Annotated in this window: 27 protein-coding genes and 1 tRNA gene; 19 read left to right on the forward strand and 9 right to left on the reverse strand. The window is 67.5% G+C overall.

Annotated features, from left to right (window positions below; all coding sequences use genetic code 11):
• The 19 genes from ACO2TI_RS01400 (at position 1) to ACO2TI_RS01490 (ending at position 10,351) form a co-directional block, all read left to right on the forward strand.
• Positions 1-498 (forward strand): siphovirus Gp157 family protein, encoded by a 498-nt coding sequence (locus ACO2TI_RS01400; RefSeq protein WP_423281632.1) that lies wholly within the window; start codon positions 1-3, stop codon positions 496-498.
• Positions 498-932 carry a hypothetical protein gene (locus ACO2TI_RS01405; RefSeq protein ID WP_423281633.1) on the forward strand — a complete coding sequence of 145 codons (435 nt, stop codon included), beginning with the start codon at positions 498-500 and terminating at the stop codon, positions 930-932. Before ACO2TI_RS01400 ends, ACO2TI_RS01405 begins: the two co-directional genes overlap by 1 nt.
• A complete protein-coding gene (locus tag ACO2TI_RS01410) occupies positions 929-1,378 on the forward strand; it encodes a recombination protein NinB (protein ID WP_423281634.1) in 450 nt (149 codons plus the stop codon). Before ACO2TI_RS01405 ends, ACO2TI_RS01410 begins: the two co-directional genes overlap by 4 nt.
• Positions 1,379-1,481: 103 nt before the next feature.
• Positions 1,482-2,141 carry a hypothetical protein gene (locus tag ACO2TI_RS01415; RefSeq protein ID WP_423281635.1) on the forward strand — a complete coding sequence of 220 codons (660 nt, stop codon included), beginning with the start codon at positions 1,482-1,484 and terminating at the stop codon, positions 2,139-2,141.
• Positions 2,138-3,967, forward strand: coding sequence for a DNA cytosine methyltransferase (locus ACO2TI_RS01420; protein WP_423281636.1), 1,830 nt, complete (start codon positions 2,138-2,140; stop codon positions 3,965-3,967). The genes ACO2TI_RS01415 and ACO2TI_RS01420 overlap by 4 nt, the downstream gene beginning before the upstream one ends.
• Positions 3,964-4,242, forward strand: a complete 279-nt coding sequence (locus tag ACO2TI_RS01425; RefSeq protein ID WP_423281637.1) for a hypothetical protein — start codon at positions 3,964-3,966, stop codon at positions 4,240-4,242. Before ACO2TI_RS01420 ends, ACO2TI_RS01425 begins: the two co-directional genes overlap by 4 nt.
• Entirely contained in the window at positions 4,239-4,448 is a 210-nt protein-coding gene (locus ACO2TI_RS01430; protein WP_423281638.1) for a hypothetical protein, read from the forward strand. Before ACO2TI_RS01425 ends, ACO2TI_RS01430 begins: the two co-directional genes overlap by 4 nt.
• A complete protein-coding gene (locus ACO2TI_RS01435) occupies positions 4,445-6,070 on the forward strand; it encodes a hypothetical protein (RefSeq protein ID WP_423281639.1) in 1,626 nt (541 codons plus the stop codon). Before ACO2TI_RS01430 ends, ACO2TI_RS01435 begins: the two co-directional genes overlap by 4 nt.
• Positions 6,067-6,360 carry a hypothetical protein gene (locus ACO2TI_RS01440; protein ID WP_423281640.1) on the forward strand — a complete coding sequence of 98 codons (294 nt, stop codon included), beginning with the start codon at positions 6,067-6,069 and terminating at the stop codon, positions 6,358-6,360. The genes ACO2TI_RS01435 and ACO2TI_RS01440 overlap by 4 nt, the downstream gene beginning before the upstream one ends.
• Complete coding sequence (locus tag ACO2TI_RS01445) at positions 6,357-6,623, forward strand: hypothetical protein (protein WP_423281641.1); 267 nt, start codon at positions 6,357-6,359, stop codon at positions 6,621-6,623. Before ACO2TI_RS01440 ends, ACO2TI_RS01445 begins: the two co-directional genes overlap by 4 nt.
• Positions 6,620-6,880, forward strand: a complete 261-nt coding sequence (locus ACO2TI_RS01450; protein ID WP_423281642.1) for a hypothetical protein — start codon at positions 6,620-6,622, stop codon at positions 6,878-6,880. Before ACO2TI_RS01445 ends, ACO2TI_RS01450 begins: the two co-directional genes overlap by 4 nt.
• Positions 6,870-7,232: a hypothetical protein gene (locus tag ACO2TI_RS01455; protein ID WP_423281644.1), complete on the forward strand. Its 363-nt coding sequence runs from the start codon at positions 6,870-6,872 to the stop codon at positions 7,230-7,232. The genes ACO2TI_RS01450 and ACO2TI_RS01455 overlap by 11 nt, the downstream gene beginning before the upstream one ends.
• Before the next feature lie 133 nt (positions 7,233-7,365).
• Positions 7,366-7,584: a hypothetical protein gene (locus ACO2TI_RS01460; protein WP_423281645.1), complete on the forward strand. Its 219-nt coding sequence runs from the start codon at positions 7,366-7,368 to the stop codon at positions 7,582-7,584.
• On the forward strand, positions 7,581-8,069 hold the full coding sequence (locus tag ACO2TI_RS01465) for a hypothetical protein (protein ID WP_423281646.1): 489 nt from the start codon (positions 7,581-7,583) through the stop codon (positions 8,067-8,069). Before ACO2TI_RS01460 ends, ACO2TI_RS01465 begins: the two co-directional genes overlap by 4 nt.
• On the forward strand, positions 8,066-8,404 hold the full coding sequence (locus tag ACO2TI_RS01470; RefSeq protein ID WP_423281647.1) for a hypothetical protein: 339 nt from the start codon (positions 8,066-8,068) through the stop codon (positions 8,402-8,404). The genes ACO2TI_RS01465 and ACO2TI_RS01470 overlap by 4 nt, the downstream gene beginning before the upstream one ends.
• A complete protein-coding gene (locus ACO2TI_RS01475; RefSeq protein WP_423281648.1) occupies positions 8,401-8,637 on the forward strand; it encodes a hypothetical protein in 237 nt (78 codons plus the stop codon). The genes ACO2TI_RS01470 and ACO2TI_RS01475 overlap by 4 nt, the downstream gene beginning before the upstream one ends.
• 1 nt (position 8,638) lies before the next feature.
• Positions 8,639-8,983, forward strand: coding sequence for a hypothetical protein (locus ACO2TI_RS01480; RefSeq protein WP_423281649.1), 345 nt, complete (start codon positions 8,639-8,641; stop codon positions 8,981-8,983).
• Position 8,984: 1 nt separating this feature from the next.
• A complete protein-coding gene (locus tag ACO2TI_RS01485) occupies positions 8,985-9,206 on the forward strand; it encodes an excisionase (RefSeq protein ID WP_423281650.1) in 222 nt (73 codons plus the stop codon).
• Positions 9,182-10,351 carry an Arm DNA-binding domain-containing protein gene (locus ACO2TI_RS01490; RefSeq protein ID WP_423281652.1) on the forward strand — a complete coding sequence of 390 codons (1,170 nt, stop codon included), beginning with the start codon at positions 9,182-9,184 and terminating at the stop codon, positions 10,349-10,351. Before ACO2TI_RS01485 ends, ACO2TI_RS01490 begins: the two co-directional genes overlap by 25 nt.
• 19 nt (positions 10,352-10,370) lie before the next feature.
• Here ACO2TI_RS01490 and ACO2TI_RS01495 read toward each other — a convergent pair.
• From ACO2TI_RS01495 to paaA, 9 genes are all read right to left on the reverse strand, one after another.
• A tRNA-Arg gene (locus ACO2TI_RS01495) sits at positions 10,371-10,447 on the reverse strand.
• Between the two features lie 77 nt (positions 10,448-10,524).
• Positions 10,525-11,676 (reverse strand): ABC transporter substrate-binding protein, encoded by a 1,152-nt coding sequence (locus ACO2TI_RS01500; RefSeq protein WP_423281653.1) that lies wholly within the window; start codon positions 11,674-11,676, stop codon positions 10,525-10,527.
• A gap of 109 nt (positions 11,677-11,785) precedes the next feature.
• Positions 11,786-13,846 carry a phenylacetic acid degradation bifunctional protein PaaZ gene (paaZ, locus tag ACO2TI_RS01505; protein WP_423281654.1) on the reverse strand — a complete coding sequence of 687 codons (2,061 nt, stop codon included), beginning with the start codon at positions 13,844-13,846 and terminating at the stop codon, positions 11,786-11,788.
• Complete coding sequence (locus tag ACO2TI_RS01510) at positions 13,846-14,508, reverse strand: TetR/AcrR family transcriptional regulator (RefSeq protein WP_423281655.1); 663 nt, start codon at positions 14,506-14,508, stop codon at positions 13,846-13,848. Before ACO2TI_RS01510 ends, paaZ begins: the two co-directional genes overlap by 1 nt.
• Before the next feature lie 4 nt (positions 14,509-14,512).
• Positions 14,513-15,604 (reverse strand): 1,2-phenylacetyl-CoA epoxidase subunit PaaE, encoded by a 1,092-nt coding sequence (gene paaE, locus ACO2TI_RS01515; RefSeq protein WP_423281656.1) that lies wholly within the window; start codon positions 15,602-15,604, stop codon positions 14,513-14,515.
• Positions 15,605-15,606: 2 nt separating this feature from the next.
• Entirely contained in the window at positions 15,607-16,143 is a 537-nt protein-coding gene (gene paaD / locus ACO2TI_RS01520) for a 1,2-phenylacetyl-CoA epoxidase subunit PaaD (protein ID WP_423281657.1), read from the reverse strand.
• Positions 16,143-16,916, reverse strand: a complete 774-nt coding sequence (gene paaC / locus ACO2TI_RS01525; RefSeq protein WP_423281658.1) for a 1,2-phenylacetyl-CoA epoxidase subunit PaaC — start codon at positions 16,914-16,916, stop codon at positions 16,143-16,145. Before paaC ends, paaD begins: the two co-directional genes overlap by 1 nt.
• A gap of 8 nt (positions 16,917-16,924) precedes the next feature.
• A complete protein-coding gene (gene paaB / locus ACO2TI_RS01530) occupies positions 16,925-17,227 on the reverse strand; it encodes a 1,2-phenylacetyl-CoA epoxidase subunit PaaB (protein ID WP_423281659.1) in 303 nt (100 codons plus the stop codon).
• Between the two features lie 15 nt (positions 17,228-17,242).
• Entirely contained in the window at positions 17,243-18,256 is a 1,014-nt protein-coding gene (gene paaA, locus ACO2TI_RS01535) for a 1,2-phenylacetyl-CoA epoxidase subunit PaaA (RefSeq protein ID WP_423281660.1), read from the reverse strand.
• Between the last annotated feature and the right edge of the window lie 10 nt (positions 18,257-18,266).

Genomic DNA, 18,266 nt, shown 5'->3' on the forward strand with positions numbered 1-18,266 from the left:
ATGACCGCTCTGTATGTCCTGGCGCAGGAGTACCGCGCCGCAGCCGCATCGCTCGCTGATCTCGACCTCGACGAGCAAACCCTGGCCGACACCCTCGAGAGCCTCTCCGGCGATCTCGAGGTGAAGGCGGTCAACACCGCGATGGTCGTGCGCAACATGCAGTCGCTCGCGGCATCGATCAAGGAAGCCGAGGCTTCGATGGCCGCGCGCCGCAAGGCGCTGGAAGCTCGCGCCGAGCGGCTGACCGCCTACCTGCTCCAGAACATGCAGGCGACGGGGATCACGAAGATCGAATCTCCGCACTTCGCCCTGACGGTGAAGAACAACCCGGCCAGCGTCGTGATCAACGAGCCCGGGCTGATCCCTGCCGAGTTCATGCGGCAGCCGGAGCCGCCGCCGCCGGCGCCCGACAAGACGGCCATCAAGGAAGCCATCAAGGCGGGCAAGGAAGTGCCTGGCGCTCACATGGTGCAAGGCGTTCGGCTCGAGATCAAGTGATGCGTCGCTCCGGCTTCAAGCGCCCCGCCTACCAGCCTCCGATGGCCGCACCGTTGCGCGTGCTGCCGGGCTTTCGCCTCGGCACGCCCGTGGCTGGTGACGTCGTGGCCGCGCCGAAGTCGGTGTTGATCCGCTCCGAAGACTACCGGCGCTTCGTCGCCTCGTTCCCCTGTTTCTGGTGCGGCGTCGCCGGCTACAGCCAGTGCGCGCACGACAACTTCGAGAAGGGCATGGCCTTGAAGGTCTGCGATACCCGCTCGTTCCCCCTGTGCGGCCCGCGCTTCGGCCTGGTCGGCTGCCATACGCAGTTCGACCTGCTGATCGAGATCTCGCGCGACGAGCGCCGCGCTCTTGGTGCCGAGTGGGTGGAGCGCATGCGCGGCATCGCGCGCGCCGCCGGCCGGCCCGAGGTCCTACAGCTGGAGGCCTCATGAGCGAACGCCGCTTCTTCGTCCTGGCCCACCCCGAAGCGCGCCGCCGGGCGCACGCCGCCATCGATGAGTCGCCCGATGACTACACGGTGCTCATCGCGTCGCCCTCTATGAACGACGGGCAGAAGCAGCGCTTCCACGCGATGTGTGGCGACTTCGCGAAGTCCGGGCTGATATGGGACGGCCGCGAGCGTACCGCCAGCGAGTGGAAGGTGCTCCTGATCAGCGGCCACGCCAAGGCCACTGGCGACGACGTCGAGTTCGTTCGCGGCCTGGAGGGCGAGCTGGTCAACGTGCGCGAGTCCACCACAACGATGAGCCGCCGGCGCGGCGCGAGCCTGATTGAGTACGGCCAGGCCTTCGCCGCCATGAATGGCATCCGCCTCAACGACCCCCGGCTGAAGGAACTCGAGCGCGAGTACGGCAGCCGGTCCCGTCAACCCGCCTAACGCTTTTCGGGCGACCCGCTGGCCAGGAATCCCGTCCCCAACCTCCCTGTTGCCTGGCCAGCGCTCTACGGAGCCGCCCTCTTCTTCACCACCGGAGCACCGAATGTTCGAACTGTCCGAAGTCACGACGCTGAAGCTCACCAACGTCTCGCCGCGCAAGGAATGCCACGGCGAGGACCTGGTGCAGGCGATCGACCTCTCCCTGAAGTGGGAGACCAGCAACGAATCGCTCAGCGAGTTCGACGGCTGGTTGCGCAGCTCGCTGTACTACAGCGCGGCGGCCGAGGCAGGCCAGGGCACGGTCGATGGCGTGCCGGACTTCTCACTGCCGAACCTGCGCAGCCCGAAGCTGAAGATGCCGCTGAAGTGGGACTGGGAAGGCGCCGGCTACACGATGCGCATCGACCATGGCCTCGGAGGGAAGTCCGACCTGGTGCTCCTCGGCTGCAACCTGAAGAAGGTCACCTTCGACTGCCGCGAGGGTGGCACGGTGTTCGTCGAGTTCATGGTCCAGTCGAACACCGACATCACGGAGAAGATCGTCGGCAAGCTCTGCGCGCTCGAGGGCACCGAGATCGAGGCGACGCTGCTGGCGCCGAACGACGTCGACACGATCGACGGCACGAGCGGCCATCCCGGGGCGAAGCCCACGGACGGCATCGCCGAGGGGAAGGCAGCGGGTCAGGATCCGCTTGAGGGCCTCGAAAGCAACGAGCTCACGCCGGAGAAGGCCCTGGCGGCCTCGGTTGGGGCCCAGTCGTGACCTTCAGCCGCGTCCGCAAGAAGGTGCTGTGCCTGTTCGGCGCCGTCGGTGGCGGCGCGCTGGGCTTCAAGCGCGCCGTGGTGCGCATGGGCATGCACGAGGGCACCTGGGAGTGCATCGGCAGCATCGACGTCGACGAGGGCGCGAACCGCGTCTTCGCGCGCCGCGTCGGCGCACCGGCGACGACGATCGACCTGGCCGACCGGTCCCAGTACATCGCGATTCACGGCCATGAGCCTCCGCCGGTCTGGCGCGAGGCAACGCCGGAAGACATCCGGCGCGCCGCGGGCGGCATGCGCCCTGACTGCATCTTCCTGAGCGCCCCCTGCAAGGGCTTCTCCGGACTGCTGAGCGAGGCGAAGAGCACAACGGCCAAGTACGTGGCGATGAACGGGCTCGCCGAGCGGGGCCTTTGGCTCGCGCTCGAAGCCTGGGCCGATGACCCGGTGCCGCTGATCCTGTTCGAGAACGTGCCGCGCCTTCTGACTCGCGGCCGGCCATTCGTCGACCAGCTGATCGCGATGCAGCAGGCCTTTGGCTACGCCACCGCCGAGACGGTGCACGACTGCGGCGAGCTGGGCAACCTCGCTCAGTCTCGCAAGCGCTGTCTCATCGTGGGCCGGCATATGGCCAAGGTGCCGAACTTCCTCTACGAACCGCCGAAGCGCCCGCTGCGCGCCGTCGGTGACGTGCTGAGCAAGATGGACCTGCCCGGCGTCGAGGCTGCGGGCCCGATGCATCGCGTGCCGAACCTGCAGTGGAAGACGTGGGTTCGCCTCGCGTTCGTCGAAGCAGGCTCCGACTGGCGCTCGCTGAACAAGCTCGCGATCGAAGACGGCCACCTGCGCGACTTCGTGATCGTGCCGGAGATGCACAACGGCGTGCTGGGCGTGCGTGACTGGCACGAGCCAGCGGGCACTGTCACCGGCAACGCGCGGCCCGGCACCGGTTCGTTCAGCGTCGCCGACCCGCGGTTCGATCAATCGGAGAAGTGGCACGACGGGCACTCCTACGGCGTGCGCCGCTGGGACGAGGCGAGCTCGACGGTCACCGCCAAGCTGGCGCCCGGCAGCGGCTACGGCACGGTCGCCGATCCGCGCTGCGGCGCGACGAAGCACAACAACTGCTTCAAGGTGGTCCGCTTCGACCAGGCCGCGGGCACCGTCACCGCGGGCGGGCATCCGAGCGCCGGCGGCCAGGCCGTCGCCGACCCGCGCCCCGACTGGAATCGCCACGGCAACAACCTGTGCGTGATGGACTGGGAAGAGCCTTCTCGCACCGTCATCGCAGGAGGCAAGGGCGTTCAAGGCGGCTGGCTGTCGGTTGCGGATCCGCGCTCAGGCATGGCAGGCGATCGAGAGGCCTACCTCACCGGCGGCCACTACGGCGTGCTGCCGTGGGGCGAGCCCGCTGGTGCGGTCGCCGCAGCCGCATGCCACGACAACGGCCGCTGGTCCGTCGCTGACCCGCGCATGCCCGAGGCCACCGACAAGCTGGTTGCGCGGATCCGGGCGCTCGATGGCACCTGGCACCGGCCCTTCACCACGCTCGAGCTGGCGGCCCTGCAGTCGCTCTTCGATCCTGACGACCCGGCCGACGTCGCTGCCTTCACGCTGGCGTTCACCAGCGAGAGCAAGAGCGACAGCGTGCATCGCGAGTGGACGGGGAACGCTGTGCCGCCCGACGGCGCGACGCCGATCGCCGAGGAGATGCTGCGCACTCTGATGTTGGCCGACGCCGGCGAGACGTTCCAGTTGAGCGCGTCGCCGATCTGGGTCCGCCCGGTTGTTGCGGCGCTGATGCTGGCCCAAGGGAGCAACCCATGACCAGAGCAACCGAACTAGCGAAGAAGGTCGGCGATCACGCAACGATCCTGGATCACGGCTGCGAAGCCAGGGCGTCATTGATCGAGGCTGCCAATCTTCTCCGCGCCCAAAACGCAGCGCTCGTGCAGGCGCAGCAATCCCTCGAAGACCAAATCCAGTGGGTCCATGCGTTCGCGAAGGGCCAAGGCGACGCGTCCCATCGCACCGTCCGAGCATCGCCGCGCATGGGCAGGGCAAAAGCAACGCTCGCCACCCTCAAGGAGCTGACCAAGTGAGCACCGAACTCAAGCCGGGCGACCGCATCAAGGACAACGATCCCCGCATGCCAGGTCGCGTTCTGACGATCACCGACATCCTGCCGAACGGTGTCGTGGCCCGTGATGCACGTGGGCGCGAGTTCGGCTACCTGCGCCGCCGCATCCACACCGATGGGAAGCCGCGAAAGTCCGGCTTCTCGCTCATCAAGGGGAACTCCAAGTGAGCACCGAACAACTGCGCGAAGCGCTGGAAGCGCGACTTGCCGAAATCATGCCGCTGTTCGTCGAGGCGCGCGATGCGTTGCCGGCGATCAGCGAGGCGGCGCGGAAGCTGCACGGGATTTCGCCGACGCTGGCCGAGCGCATGGATGCGGTTGGCACGAAGGACTGGCGGGCCGCCCTCGCCTCCACCGCCGCGCTAGCGCAGCAGGGAGAGCAGACATGGCAATTGCATTTCAGCGATGCGCGCGACTTCTGCCGCTTTGCGTCGATGCTGATCGGTGCCGCCTACACCGACGCACAGATGGCGGTTGACCGCATCAATCACGGCACCCTCGGCGGTGAGCAACCGTGGGGCAGTGTGTCTGCCGCCACCCCCTCTCCATCCGCCGCGCTTTCCGGTACGGCAGAGGCGGGAGAGCCGGGCATCCTCGATTGCTCGCATCCGGTTTGGTGGCTTGAGAGCGCGATCGACGACTACATCGACGGTTACACGTTTGAGGCCGACGAAGGTAGCTACACGCCCACAGACACGGAGCGCGCCGTCATCAAGGACGCGTTCATGGGCCTGCTCGCCGATACCGAATTCTGCGCAGCGATGGCTGATGTCGGAATCGTCGCCGCCCACCCATCGCCAGCAGCACCGCAGGGGCAGGGGGAGCCGATCGAAGGAGCGCCGCAGACCGGCAAGCGCAACTGCCCCGCCTGTCGTAACGCGGACTCTTGGGGCTTCCCCGACAAAGCGTTCTGCGCCTCGTGCACGCTGACCATCGATGGGAATGGGACGAAGTTCGAGCCACTGAACTCGTGGGCTGGTTCAAACACACCGTCCCGCGACGCGGTAGCAATCCTTGCGCACGACATTCGCCAGCAAAGGCTCGCCGCCCGCCCCACTCCCGCAGCAGGGCCGACCGATGTGCTCCGGCTGCTCAATGCCGAATTGGTGCCGACGCTGATCGCGGTGCTTCGGCGGCGTGAACACACGATCTCCGACGACGACCGAGGCGCAATGCTCGAAGCAGCCGATGAAACCGTCGCGTCGTTCGCCAGCGATCTTCCGATGCTTCGGTTAGACGGCAAGACGCTGCCCGAGTTCATCGGAGCCGAGCTGTTCGAGTTTCAAGAGGCCCCCGAGCCGGACCTAAGTGCAGCCGGCGCCGAGTTCGCCAAGTGGTTCGCCGCGAACTACTACGGCGAAGTCGTTTTCGGCGATCCAGGCTGGCACGCGGCCATCATCTTCCGCAACGCTTGCGCGCAGATCCGCCTCGCCGCCAGCCCCACCCAGCCAGCCACCGAGCCGGCGGCGCTGAGCGATGCCTACAAGGCAATTCGCGCTGCGCGGCGCTGGCTGACGACTGATCTACCCGAAGCAAAAGCGAACGCGCTGGTGGAGCTGCGCAAAGTTAACGACGACCTGTACGCCGCCCAGCCAGCCAAGCAGACGGTGAGCGAGCCGAGCGAGGGGCAGGTCGAGGCGGCGGCGAAGGCGATCTGCCGCGGCGAATGGGGTGTCGGCGAGTACGCCGAAACCTGTTTCAGCAAGGACCGCAGTTATTACATGAACGTGGCGCGCAAGGCCCTCACCGCCGCCAGCGAGGCGGGGAACAGAAACGGCGGTGCAGCGTGAGCCCGAAGTACCTCGAAGAACTCGCCGACATGGTGGACCCTGAGTCTCTCTGGCGCCTACCGCTGATCGAGCAATTGGACTTGCCGTTTGAGAAGCGCAGGCAACTCGACGCCGGGATCGCGCTGCGGCGATACGCAAGCCACATCGATCGGCTGCGGGCCGTGCGCGAAGAAGGTCGCAGCCTGCTCATCACGCCGCTGTCCGCCGACAGCATCGCCAGCAAGCACGTCACCACACCCGCCGGTCATCGCCGCCTGCGCGAAGTCGCCACCCGAAAGGACACCCCGTGACCACTGATCGCGACCTCACGCCGCGCGAGCTGGCGAAGCTTGTCTCGCTGTCCGAAGAACTCTGTGACGCGGGCGACAAGTACCTCACCCTGATCGAGCACCGTGGCGGCTGTCGGTGCTGCGTCTCGCCGCCGTGCTTCGCCTGCAGCGAGCCGCTGACATGGGCCGAAGCCGAAGCACTCGGCTGGATCGAAGACGAGCCCGCCCCGCAACCCGACTACCTCGGCGCTGCTGCCGAAGTGACCAAGAGGTTCTGCCGATGACCACTGATCGCCCCACCCCCGCCCTCACGCTGCCCGTCATGAAGAACGGCATTCAGTACAACGAGCCCGCCATCCGGGTCTGCTGTCTAACGCTCGACGGCGCCACGATGACCGTGCCTGCCAAGCACTGGAAAGACGTGGTGCACGAGATCGTCGATGAGGACGAGGAAGGCTGCGGCGAGACCTCCTACACCCTGGCCTTCAAGACCATGCTGATGAAGGACTACGAAGCGCTGGGAGAGTTCGATGGCTTCTGATCGCCCCACCCCCGCAGAGCACGCGAAGCAATGGGCCATTGACAACGCGCCCGCGATGGCCGAGCGCGTCACCCGCCTGTGCGGCAAGGTGATTGAGCAGAGCATGGTCGGCATCCTTGAGCACTGCGCCGAGTTGATCGAAGAACTCAAGGCGCTTGAGAAAGCACGCGCCGCTGACCGCGCCGCGCTGGCCGAGGAGCTGATGCCGTTGATCGAGGCGTATGGCGCTGCACGACAGCGGCTTACGCGTGCTACCTACATGGAGCGGCGTGGTTCTCCGATCAGCCAGTCTGTTGCCGACGTGAACGCAGCCCGCGCCGCCATCGTCGCGAAGCTGGGGGATGCGAAGTGAACTGGTTATTCATCCAAACGTTGCCGGCGCTCGACAACAGCGGCACATGGCTCGCGCGTTGGCGATGGGACAACTATTGGGTTACTGGGCGCACAAGAGCCCACGCCATTCTTAACCTGAAGGGGTCGTCGTCATGACCAAGCTAATCCGCGTGTTCGGCCTGTATCGCATCAAGTCGAACGCACTTCGCCGGCTCACCATCGTCGTGACGCTACCGCTGCTGTTCATCTGGAACATCACGCTCATGCTGCTCGGCGTTGCGATGTTCTGGTGGCAGAACCAGCGCGAGCTTTTTCGTAGCGCCGCGCATTACTGGAAGACCAGCGAGCGAATCCCGGAGGACGTGTCATGACCACCCCCAACCTGCCTGAAGATCAAGAGCGCGAGGCGTTCGAGGCGTGGTGCATGAAGCGCTGGGCCGGCGACCGTGACGCGCTCACGATTCGCGGCGATGGCGAGTACCACAACGGCCACGTCCAATTTGCGTGGTGCGCCTTCCAAGCCGGCCGCGCCGCTGCTGAGGCTCTGCGAGCAGTGGGGGCGGAACCGGTGGGTCATTTGCACAGCAACGGCGATTTCTGCCAGGACCGCCAAGTCCTGTCTGACTCGTGGCCCATCCCCCTCTACGCCGCCCCACCCCGAGCAGTCCCGCAGGGATGGAAGCTGGTGCCGGTGGAGCCGACCGAAGAAATGCTTGCCGCGGCTGACGAAGGCGACCGCGAGTACACGCTGCGCAACTTCGGCGACATCATGACCGTGCAGCAGGGTCCCTATGACCACTGGGTCGCAATGCTGTCCGCCGCCCCGTCCCCGAAAGAGCAGGGAGAGAGCGTATGAGCGACTACCTGAAAGGTCTTACCTGCCGCAGCAGTGCCGACTACGCGCTAGCGGCCGAAGTCGCTCGGCAGATGGAGCGCGAAGAACAGGAATGGATCGCATCGATGCGAGCCCAAGGTGCAAAGGCATCCCATCCGAATGACGGCTGGGTAAATCGAGAGGAGCGATCGTTGATTCTCTGCTATCCGCAGTTCGACGATGGCGCCGATGTCGGCGATCTGGTCGCGCTCGGGGATCCGTGGGGGAAAGCGTGGCTCGTCCAACTTGGCAAGAAAATCGGCAGCCGCGAATGGGAGTTCGAGATGATCGGCTTGGCGCAGTGGGATGAGAGATGAAAACCATCACCATCCCGCGCCATGAGCTTCCGACGCACTTGTCGGTAGATGACCTATCGCATGCCTGCGAAGCCATCGGCATCGACTTCGACATCGTCCTCAGAGTGCCTAACCCGCTGGCTGGCGCGTGGCCGCCAAAAGGGGCTCGCACGACGTTTCGGATGGAGTACCGCGCTGCTCCGTCTGAGGCCGCGAAGGAGACCACCAGTGCCAGCCATTCCGATGGAGAGTGACGTGAGCCAGACCCACATTCCGATCAAAGCCGTGTTCACCCCCGAGCACGCCAAGCTCGCGAGCCAGGAAGCCGGCAAGCCGTACCTGCCGAGCAACGGCACCGAGGGTGCCTGCTTCCAAGAAGCCTGGTGCTGCAGATGCTCGCGCGATGCCGTGATGAGCGGGCGCGTGAGCATGGAGGAATCGGACGGCGAAGGCCTGTGCGAGATCCTCGGCAACAGCTACATCGACGAAGTGCCCGAGTGGATCTACGGCGAAGACGGCTACCCGAAGTGCACGGCCTTCTCGCCGCTGGACGACCCGAGCCCGGTCGCCGACGACCGCACGCTGCCGCTGTTCGACTGAGATGAGCGCCGCCGCCGTAGACCGCCCTGTCCAGGTCGCACCGTCCCGGTTCGTTACCATCCCGCTCGCCGCGACACTTACCGGCCTGACGGCTTCGGCCATCCGGACCAAGATCGCCCGCGGTGTTTGGGTCGAGGGCCGCGAGTACGTGCGCGCGCCCGATGGTCACGTCATGGTGGACATGCGAGGGTATGAGCGATGGGTCGCACCGGCAGCGGCGTAGAGATCCGAGATCGGTCGATCCGGCTGTCGTTCACCTTCGAGGGCAAGCTGCGGCGAGAGACGATCAGGACGGACGGCGAGCCCGTCGCGCCGACGCCCGCGAACATAAAGTACGCCCACCGCCTGGCCGCCGAGATCAAGGACAAGATCCGGCACGGCACCTTCAGCTACGCCGACTACTTTCCGGCCAGCCAGCACGCCACGACCGGCCACGGCACGACCGTAGCTGACCAGCTCGACCTGTGGATCGGCCTGCAGACAGGCAAGGAGTCGTCGACCCTCAAGGGCTACAACGTCGCGGCGCGCTGGTGGAAGGCTCGCATCGGCGGACTGCCGCTCAAGAGCCTGAAGCACAGCGCCATCCTCGCGGCGCTGGCGACCGAGCCAACATGGAGCGGCAAGACCAGGAACAACAAGGTCAGCGTGCTGCGCCAAGCGCTCGCGCTCGCCCTGCGCGATGGCGCGATGACGGCCGACCCGCTGGCCGGGCTGGATGCCGCGAAGCACCAGCGCCCTCCTCCGGACCCGTTCAGCCTCGATGAGGCCGAGGCCATCGTCGCCGAGCTGTTCAAGCGCTATGACCCGCAGATCGGCAACTACTTCGAGGCGAAGTTCTTCACCGGCATGCGCACCTCAGAAAGCCTCGCGGTCCGCTGGGAGTCGATCGACTGGCGGCTGCAGCAGATGCTGGTCGCCGAGGCCATCGTGCTGGGCGAGCACAAGGACCGGACCAAGACGCACGTCGCGCGCGTGGTGCAGCTCAACACCCGCGCGCTGGCCGCGCTCGAGCGCCAGAAGGCAGCGACGTTCCTGCTGAAGGATGGATGGGTGTTCATGGACCCGCGCACGCGTGAGCGCTGGGTCGACGACGAAGGGCCGCGCGAGAACTTCTGGCGCCCGACGCTCAAGCGCCTTGGCATCCGCTACCGCAGCCCCTACGAGACGCGGCACACCTACGCGACCATGATGCTCATGGCGGGCATGACGCCGGCCTTCTGCGCCAAGCAGCTCGGCCACAGCGTGGAGCAGTTCCTACGCACGTACGCGAAGTGGATCGACGGCGGGCGCAACGATGTAGAGATGGGCAAGCTGGAAGGGCTTATTTCCTCCCCAATTCTTCCCCGAGCCTCGAACTCGAATGGCTGATTTCCCTATGAAAACTGGGTGGCCTGCCCGGAGGGACTCGAACCCCCGACCTGCTGCTTAGAAGGCAGCTGCTCTATCCAGTTGAGCTACGGGCAGCCGTTACGAAATAACTCAGGCCCAAAGTGTAAGGGCCGCCCATGGCGGCCCTTGACGATCGCAGATCGGGAGGCGCCCTACTTCGCGTACTTCCAGCCGCCGTTCTCGATCTTAACCATCACGCGCGCGCGCTGGTCGAGGCCGAGGTGGTCGGTCGTGGTCATGTTGAAGATGCCATGGGCGCCGGCAACGTTGCTGCTCTTCTCGAGCGCGTCGCGCAGCGCGGCGCGGAACTCCTTGCTGCCGGGCTTGGCGCCGGTCTTCAGCGCCACCGGCACCGCCGCTTCGAGCAGCTTGGCCGCGTCCCAGGCGTGGCCGCCGAAGGTCGACACCGAGCCCTTGCCGTACTTGCCTTCGTAGGCCGACACATAGGCCTGTGCCGACTTCTTGACCGGGTTGTCGGCCGGCAGCTGGTCGGCCACGAGCATCGGGCCGGCGGGCAGGAAGGTGCCTTCGCAGTCCTTGCCGCACACGCGCAGGAAATCGGCATTGGCAACGCCGTGGGTCTGGTAGATCTTGCCGGTGTAGCCACGCTCCTTGAGCGTCTTCTGCGGCAGCGCCGCCGGCGTGCCGGAGCCGCCGATCAGCACGGCGTCGGGCTTGGCGGCGAGGATCTTTAGGATCTGGCCGGTCACCGCCATGTCGGTGCGCGCGAAGCGCTCGCTGGCCACGACCTTGAGCTTGCGCAGCTCGGCGATCTTGCCGAACTCGTTGGCCCAGCCTTCGCCATAGGCATCGGCGAAGCCGATGTAGGCCACGGTCTGGATCTTGTTGTCGACCATGTGCTCGACGATGGCCGTGGACATCTGCGCGTCGTTCTGCGGCGTCTTGAACACCCAGCGGCGCTTGGCATCCACCGGCTCGACGATGGTCTTGCTCGCAGCCATCGAGATCATCGGCGTTTCGTTCTCGGCGGCGACGTCGATCATCGCCAGCGAGTTCGGCGTCGTGGTCGAGCCGATCACCACGTCGACCTTGTCCTCGGTGATGAACTTGCGCGCGTTCCTGGCCGCGGCGGTGGTGTCCGAGGCGTCGTCGAGGACGATGTAGTTGACCTTCTGCCCCGCGATCGTGGCCGGCAGCAGCGCCATCGTGTTGCGCTCGGGAATGCCGAGCGACGCCGCCGGGCCGGTGGCCGAGAGCGTGACGCCGACGTTGATGTCGGCGTGCGCCATCGCGCTGAGCGCCGCCATGGCAACGCCCGCGAGGGCCAGGGTGATTCGCTTCATCGTTGGGGTCTCCGTGAGTTCTTGCGTGGGTGGAGGCCGGGCCAGTCTAGGTGCCGCTTGGCTGCGCAGCCACGGGACTGACCCGCAACCGTGGCGCGCCGCATCGGCCTCAGCCGCGCTTGGCCACCAGCGTGAGGATGTCGTAGCTCGCGACCAGCTCGCCGTGCTGGTTGGTGACCTCGACGTCCCAGGCGACAACGCCCTGGCCCTGGCCGTTGGCGTCCTTCTTGTTGCGGTCGATCTTGCGCTTGGCGGTCAGGCGCGCCTGGATCGTGTCGCCGATGCCCACCGGCTTGACGAAGCGCAGCGTGTCCAGGCCGTAGTTCGCGAGCACCGGCCCCGGCGCGGGCGAAACGAACAGCCCCGCCGCGGCCGACAGCACGAAGTAGCCGTGCGCGATGCGCTTGCCGAAGGGCGACTCCTTCGCGGCGATCTCGTCGAAGTGCATGTAGAAGTAGTCGCCCGAGATGCCGCCGAAATTGACGATGTCGGCCTCGCTCACCGTGCGGCGATGCGTCAGCAGCGAGTCGCCGATCGCGAGATCCTCGAAGTGCTTGCGGAAGGGATGAACCACGCCCTCGTTCACCTTGGCGCCGCGCACGTGCTCGCGCGTCACCGCGGCCAGCATGGTCGGCGAGCCCTGCACCGCGGCGCGCTGCAGGTAGTGCTTGACCGCGCGCACGCCGCCCAGCTCCTCGCCGCCGCCGGCGCGACCCGGGCCGCCGTGCTTGAGCATCGGCAGCGGCGAGCCGTGGCCGGTGGACTCGGCCGCCGCTTCGCGGTCGAGCACCAGCAGGCGGCCGTGGTGGGCCGCGGCCACGGGAATCGCGCGCGCGGCGACCTGCGGGTCCTTGGTGACCAGCGAGCCGACCAGGCTGCCGCGGCCGCGCGCGGCGAGCGCCAGGGCTTCGTCGAGATCGTCGTAGGCCATCAGCGTGCTGACCGGGCCGAAGGCCTCGATGTCGTGGACGGCGTCATGGGTCAGCGGGTTCTTCGCGAGCAGCAGCGTCGGCGCGAAGAATGCGCCCTCGGCCACGCCCTCGCCCATCGGCTTGGCCGCCCTCGCACCGCCGGCCACGAGCTCGGCGCCGTCGAGCAGTTGGCGCACACGGTCGGTCACGTCGGCCAGTTGCGCGTGCGAGGCCAGCGCGCCCATGCGCACGCCTTCGATCGACGGGTCGCCCAGCGTGGTCTTCGCCAGCCGCTCGGCCAACTTCTTCGCGACCGCGTCGACGTGCTTGCGCGGCACGATCGCGCGGCGGATCGCGGTGCACTTCTGGCCGGCCTTGACCGTCATCTCGCGCGCCACTTCCTTGACGAAGAGGTCGAACTCCTCGTCGTCGGGCGTGACCTCGGGCGCGAGGATGGCGCAGTTGAGCGAATCCGCCTCGGCGTTGAACGGGATCGCCTGGCGCACCACGTTCGGATGCACGCGCAGCTTTGCCGCCGTGTCGGCGCTGCCGGTGAAGGTGACGACGTCCTGGCCGTTCAGGCGATCGAGCAGGTCGCCGGTGCCGCCGATCACGAGCTGCAGGCTGCCGGCCGGCAGGATGCCGGACTGGTCGATCAGCCGCACCAGCGCCTCGGTCAGGTAGCTGGTCGCGGTGGCCGGCTTGCCGATGCACGGCATGCCCGCGAGGAAGCTCGGCGCGAACTTCTCCAGCAGGCCCCAGATCGGGAAGTTGAACGCGTTGATGTGCACCGCGACGCCGCCGCGCGGCACCAGGATGTGCGTGCCGGCAAAGTGCCCCTGCTTGCCCAGCGGCAGCACCGGCCCTTCGTGCACCACGTTGCCCGAGGGAAGCTCGTTGCTGCCCATGCTGGCGTAGGCGAACAGCGTGCCGGTGCCGCCCTCGATGTCAATCCAGCCGTCGGCACGCGTCGCGCCGGTGTGGGCCGAAATCGCGTAAAGCGTTTCCTTGTGCTCGACGAGGAACTTGGCCAAGGCCTTCAGGCGCTCGGCGCGCTGCTGGAAGTCGAGCGCCATCAACGCCGGCAAGCCGGTGCCGCGCGCAAAGCTCACGGCCTCGGCGAAGTCGAGCGATTCGGCATGCGTGTGGAACACGGTGCGGCCATTGACGGCGCTGCGCAGCGCCTGAGCGGCCTCGCGGCCCTGCCAACGGCCGCCGATGAAGCTCTGGAGAACGGGAGCTGCCGTTGTGGTGCTCATCAGGTTTCCTTTTCAGTGATTCGCTTTGCACCGCGCTGCGCCGCGGCGCGCGGCTTCGCCTTGCCCGGCGCCTTGACCGCACCGACGCCGCCGAAGAACAGGTCGGCCACGATCGGCCCCATGTCGGCGTGCGTCAGCGCACCGTCCGGCCGAAGCCAGGTGAACATCCAGTTGATCATCCCGAACAGCAGCATCGCGAGCGGCTTGGACAGGCCGTCCTTGCCGAGCGCGGGCTTGAGTTCGGCGATGGTCTGCGCAAAGCCGTCGACCACGCGGCGTTCGCGCGCGAGGATGGCTTCGCGCGTGGCCTCGGGCAGGAAGCGCACGTCGTCGGTCAGCACGCGGTGCGCGTTCTGCGCGTCGGCGTACTCCTCGACGAAGCGCTCGATCAGCGCGCGCGCGCGGCCTTCGCCGGGCGGGTGCGCCGCGAGCACCTGATCCACCAGGGCCTCGAGCCGCGCGACGTGGCCGTCGGCGATCGAGACCAGCAGGTCGTCCTTGTCGCGGAAGTAGTGGTAGAGCGACGCCTTGCTCATGCCACAGGCTTCGGCGACCTCGTTCATGGAGGTGCCGGGGTAGCCGCGTTGCGCGAACAAGTGGGCCGCGCGTGCGAGGATGAGCTCGCGCTGGTCGTCGTAGCCGGCGGATCGGGGGCGGGCCATCGGCTCAACGCTCGTCGAACGACAGCACCACGCGCTCAGTCAGCGGGTGCGACTGGCAGGTCAGCACGAAGCCGGCCGCGACCTCGTGCTTGTCGAGCGCGAAGTTGCGCTCCATGCGCACTTCGCCTTCGATCACCTTCGCGCGGCAGGTGCCGCACACGCCCGAGGTGCAGGAGAACGGCACCTCGAGGCCCGCGGCCGAGGCGCAGTCGAGGATGCTGGGCTGCTCGCGGCGGAACTCGATCTCGCGGCGCAGGCCGTCGCGCACGATGACGATCTTTGCGAGCTCGGCATCGCCCGGCTTGGATTCGTGGATCACCGCGCCCACCGGCGATGGCGCGCCGGCGGCTTGGGCGACGCCGAAGCGCTCGATGTGGATGCGCTCTTCCGGCACGCCGGCGGCCAGCAGCGCGGCCTCGGCCTCGTCGTTCATCTGGTAGGGGCCGCAGATGTAGGCGTGGTCGATGCTCGCCGCCGGCACCACGCTGGCCAGGAACTCGGCGATCTTGTCGCGGTTCATCAGCCCCATGTTCAGCGGCGCGTCGGTGTGCTCGTCGGAGAACACGTGGTGCAGCGCCAGGCGCGAGAGATAGCGGTTCTTCAGGTCCTCGATCTCTTCCTTGAACATCGTGGACTGCAGCATGCGGTTGCCGTAGATCAGCGTGAAGCTGCTTCGCGGCTCGCGCGCCAGCACCGTCTTCATGATCGACAGGATCGGCGTGATGCCGCTGCCGCCGGCGATGCCGACGTGGTGGCGCTGCGCGCCCGGCTCGATCGGCACGAAGAAACGGCCCTGCGGCGCCATCACCTGCAGCGTGTCGCCGGCCTTGAGATGCTCGTTGATCCAGTTGGAGAACACGCCTCCCTTGACCTTGCGCACGCCCACGCGCAGCTCGCCGTCGTCGACGCCGGCGCAGATCGAGTACGAGCGGCGCAGGTCCTGGCCGTCGATCTCGGTGCGCAGCGTCAGGTACTGGCCCTGCGTGAAGCCAAAGGTCTCACGCAGCTCGGGCGGCACGTCGAAGGAGACGATCACCGCCTCGGCGGTGTCGGGCTCGATGGCGCGCACCTTCAGCGGGTGGAAGAGGACACTCATGATCAGATGGGTTTGAAGTGCTCGAACGGCTCGCGGCACGCGATGCAGCGGTAGAGCGCCTTGCAGGCCGTCGCGCCGAAGGCCGAGAGGCGTTCGGTGTCGGCGCTGCCGCAGCGCGGGCAGGCCACGGTCTCGGCGTTGCGGTGCAGGTGCAGGCGGATCGGCACCGCGCCATCGGCCACCAGGTGCCCGGGCGGCGCGATGCCGTACTCGCGCAGCTTGCGGCGCGCGGCCTCGCCGATCCAGTCGGTGGTCCAGGCCGGCGCGCGGCGCAGCGTCGTGCGCGCGGGACCCAGCCCGGCGGCGTCGACCGCCTCGCGCACCAGCTGCTCGATCAGCTCGGTCGCCGGGCAGCCCGAGTAGGTGGGCGTCAGCACGACCTCGAGGTCGTCGTCGTGCTCGATCACCTCGCGCACGATGCCCAGCTCGCACACCGACAGCGCCGGCACCTCGGGGTCGAGCACGGTGTCGAGCACGGCCCAGGCCTGTTCGACGCGCGGGCTGCGCACCGCGACGGCCGGCGACTCGACCAGCGTCATCACCACACGCCTCCCGGGAACGCGCGCTGCAGGTGCTGCATCTCGGCGAGGATGAAGCCCATGTGTTCGGAGTGCACGCCGCGCTTGCCGGTGCTGCGAAACGCCGCGTCGGCGGGCGCCGCGAGGCCCGCCTCGTCGAGCACCGCGGCGATCTCGGCGCGCCAGGGCTCCTGCAGCTCGGACCAGCGCGGACCGAGGCCGCTGGCCGCAGCGGCCTCGTCCACCGCATCGGACTCGAACAACTCGGCCGCGTAGAGCCAGGCCTGCTTCAGCGCCGCCTCGGTGCGCGCGCGCGACTCATCGGTGCCGTCGCCCAGGCGCACCAGCCAGTCGGCCGAGTGCTGCTGGTGGTAGCGCGCCTCCTTGAGCGCCTTGCCGGCGATCGCGGCGAGCTCGGCGTCGCTGGAGTCGCGCAGCCGCTCCCACAGCAGCTTGAGGAAGGTCGACACCAGCGTGTTGCGCACGACGGTGAAGGCGAAGTCGCCGCGCGGCAGCTCGACCAGCGTGGCGTTGAAGTAGTCGCGCTCGTCGCGCAGGAAGGCGAGCTGGTCCTCGTCGTGGCCTTGCCCTTCCACCGCGCCGGCGTGGCTCAGCAGCGCGCGCGCCTGGCCCACGAGGTCGAGCGCGATGTTGGCCATCGCGATGTCCTCCTCGAGGACGGGCGCGTGGCCGCACCACTCGGCCAGGCGCTGGCCGTGGATCAGGCAGGTGTCGCCGATGCGCAGCAGGTACTGCAGCGCGGGCGTCTTGGAAAGCGAGATCGATGCCTGCATCGCCGGCCTCACATGTGGTCGACCGAGGCCGGCAGTTGATAGAAGGTCGGGTGGCGGTAGACCTTGTCCTCCATCGGATCGAAGTACATGTCCTTGTCGCCCGGATCGCTCGCAACGATCTGGTCGGAGCGCACCACCCACACGCTCGTGCCCTCCTGGCGGCGCGTGTAGACGTCGCGCGCGAGCTGGATCGCCATCTTGGCGTCGGGCGCGTGCAGGCTGCCGCAATGCTTGTGGTCCAGGCCGGCGCGCGTGCGCACGAACACTTCCCACAGCGGCCATTCGCGTTGTTGCGGATCTTGGGTCGTCATCTCGAATCCTTTGCTTCAGGCCGCGGCCTTTTCTTTCGCGGCGCGCTTGCGCTCATGCGCCAGGGCCGCTTCGCGCACCCAGGCACCGTCTTCCCACGCCTTCACACGCGTGGCCAGGCGCTCGCGGTTGCAGGGTCCGTCGCCGCCCACCACGCGCCAGAACTCGCTCCAGTCGATCGCACCGAAGTCCCAGTGGCCGCGCTCCTCGTTCCACTTGAGGTCCGGGTCGGGCAGCGTGACGCCGAGCACCTTGGCCTGGTCGACCGAGGCGTCGACGAACTTCTGGCGCAGCTCGTCGTTCGATACGCGCTTGATGCCCCAGCGCATCGACTGCGCGGTGTTGGGCGACTGGTCGTCCGGCGGGCCGAACATCATGATCGACGGCCACCACCAGCGGTTCACCGCGTCTTGCACCATCGCGCGCTGCGCGTCGGTGCCCTTTTGCATCATCGTCAGCAGCGCCTCGAAGCCCTGTCGCTGGTGAAAGCTCTCCTCGCGGCAGATGCGCACCATCGCGCGCGCATACGGCGCATACGAGCAGCGGCAGATCGGCACCTGGTTCATGATCGCCGCGCCGTCGACCAGCCAGCCGATGGTGCCGACGTCGGCCCAGGTCAGCGTCGGGTAGTTGAAGATCGAGCTGTACTTCGCCTTGCCCGTGTGCAGCGCGTCGAGCATCTGGTCGCGCGCGGTGCCCAGCGTCTCGGCAGCGGAATAGAGGTACAGGCCGTGGCCGCCTTCGTCTTGCACCTTGGCGAGAAGAATCGCCTTGCGCTTGAGCGTGGGCGCGCGCGAGATCCAGTTGCCCTCGGGCAGCATGCCGACGATCTCGGAATGCGCGTGCTGGCTGATCTGGCGCACCAGCGTCTTGCGGTAGTGCTCGGGCATCCAGTCCTTGGCCTCGATGAACTCGCCGGCGTCGATGCGCGCGTCGAAGCGCTGCTCGAGCTGCGCTTCCTCGGCCGAGCGCACGGGCTTCTTGCCGTCGCCGGCGTCCTTGCCCATGGTGTCCATGGCTTGGGTGTACATGCTTGGCTCT

The organism is Caldimonas sp. KR1-144 (genome assembly GCF_049446155.1).
Classification (GTDB): domain Bacteria; phylum Pseudomonadota; class Gammaproteobacteria; order Burkholderiales; family Burkholderiaceae_C; genus Rivibacter.

What these genes read in the sequence shown, in the direction of transcription:
- ACO2TI_RS01500 (WP_423281653.1), bottom strand. Translation starts at nt 11,676, where the DNA reads ATGAAGCGAATCACCCTGGCCCTCGCGGGCGTTGCCATGGCGGCGCTC.
- ACO2TI_RS01450 (WP_423281642.1), top strand. Translation starts at nt 6,620, where the DNA reads ATGACCACTGATCGCCCCACCCCCGCCCTCACGCTGCCCGTCATGAAG.
- ACO2TI_RS01405 (WP_423281633.1), top strand. Translation starts at nt 498, where the DNA reads ATGCGTCGCTCCGGCTTCAAGCGCCCCGCCTACCAGCCTCCGATGGCC.
- ACO2TI_RS01400 (WP_423281632.1), top strand. Translation starts at nt 1, where the DNA reads ATGACCGCTCTGTATGTCCTGGCGCAGGAGTACCGCGCCGCAGCCGCA.
- ACO2TI_RS01510 (WP_423281655.1), bottom strand. Translation starts at nt 14,508, where the DNA reads ATGGCCCGCCCCCGATCCGCCGGCTACGACGACCAGCGCGAGCTCATC.
- paaD (WP_423281657.1), bottom strand. Translation starts at nt 16,143, where the DNA reads ATGACGCTGGTCGAGTCGCCGGCCGTCGCGGTGCGCAGCCCGCGCGTC.
- paaC (WP_423281658.1), bottom strand. Translation starts at nt 16,916, where the DNA reads ATGCAGGCATCGATCTCGCTTTCCAAGACGCCCGCGCTGCAGTACCTG.
- ACO2TI_RS01410 (WP_423281634.1), top strand. Translation starts at nt 929, where the DNA reads ATGAGCGAACGCCGCTTCTTCGTCCTGGCCCACCCCGAAGCGCGCCGC.
- paaE (WP_423281656.1), bottom strand. Translation starts at nt 15,604, where the DNA reads ATGAGTGTCCTCTTCCACCCGCTGAAGGTGCGCGCCATCGAGCCCGAC.
- paaZ (WP_423281654.1), bottom strand. Translation starts at nt 13,846, where the DNA reads ATGAGCACCACAACGGCAGCTCCCGTTCTCCAGAGCTTCATCGGCGGC.
- ACO2TI_RS01475 (WP_423281648.1), top strand. Translation starts at nt 8,401, where the DNA reads ATGAAAACCATCACCATCCCGCGCCATGAGCTTCCGACGCACTTGTCG.
- ACO2TI_RS01465 (WP_423281646.1), top strand. Translation starts at nt 7,581, where the DNA reads ATGACCACCCCCAACCTGCCTGAAGATCAAGAGCGCGAGGCGTTCGAG.
- ACO2TI_RS01470 (WP_423281647.1), top strand. Translation starts at nt 8,066, where the DNA reads ATGAGCGACTACCTGAAAGGTCTTACCTGCCGCAGCAGTGCCGACTAC.
- ACO2TI_RS01415 (WP_423281635.1), top strand. Translation starts at nt 1,482, where the DNA reads ATGTTCGAACTGTCCGAAGTCACGACGCTGAAGCTCACCAACGTCTCG.
- paaA (WP_423281660.1), bottom strand. Translation starts at nt 18,256, where the DNA reads ATGTACACCCAAGCCATGGACACCATGGGCAAGGACGCCGGCGACGGC.
- ACO2TI_RS01425 (WP_423281637.1), top strand. Translation starts at nt 3,964, where the DNA reads ATGACCAGAGCAACCGAACTAGCGAAGAAGGTCGGCGATCACGCAACG.
- ACO2TI_RS01485 (WP_423281650.1), top strand. Translation starts at nt 8,985, where the DNA reads ATGAGCGCCGCCGCCGTAGACCGCCCTGTCCAGGTCGCACCGTCCCGG.
- ACO2TI_RS01460 (WP_423281645.1), top strand. Translation starts at nt 7,366, where the DNA reads ATGACCAAGCTAATCCGCGTGTTCGGCCTGTATCGCATCAAGTCGAAC.
- paaB (WP_423281659.1), bottom strand. Translation starts at nt 17,227, where the DNA reads ATGACGACCCAAGATCCGCAACAACGCGAATGGCCGCTGTGGGAAGTG.
- ACO2TI_RS01455 (WP_423281644.1), top strand. Translation starts at nt 6,870, where the DNA reads ATGGCTTCTGATCGCCCCACCCCCGCAGAGCACGCGAAGCAATGGGCC.
- ACO2TI_RS01490 (WP_423281652.1), top strand. Translation starts at nt 9,182, where the DNA reads ATGGGTCGCACCGGCAGCGGCGTAGAGATCCGAGATCGGTCGATCCGG.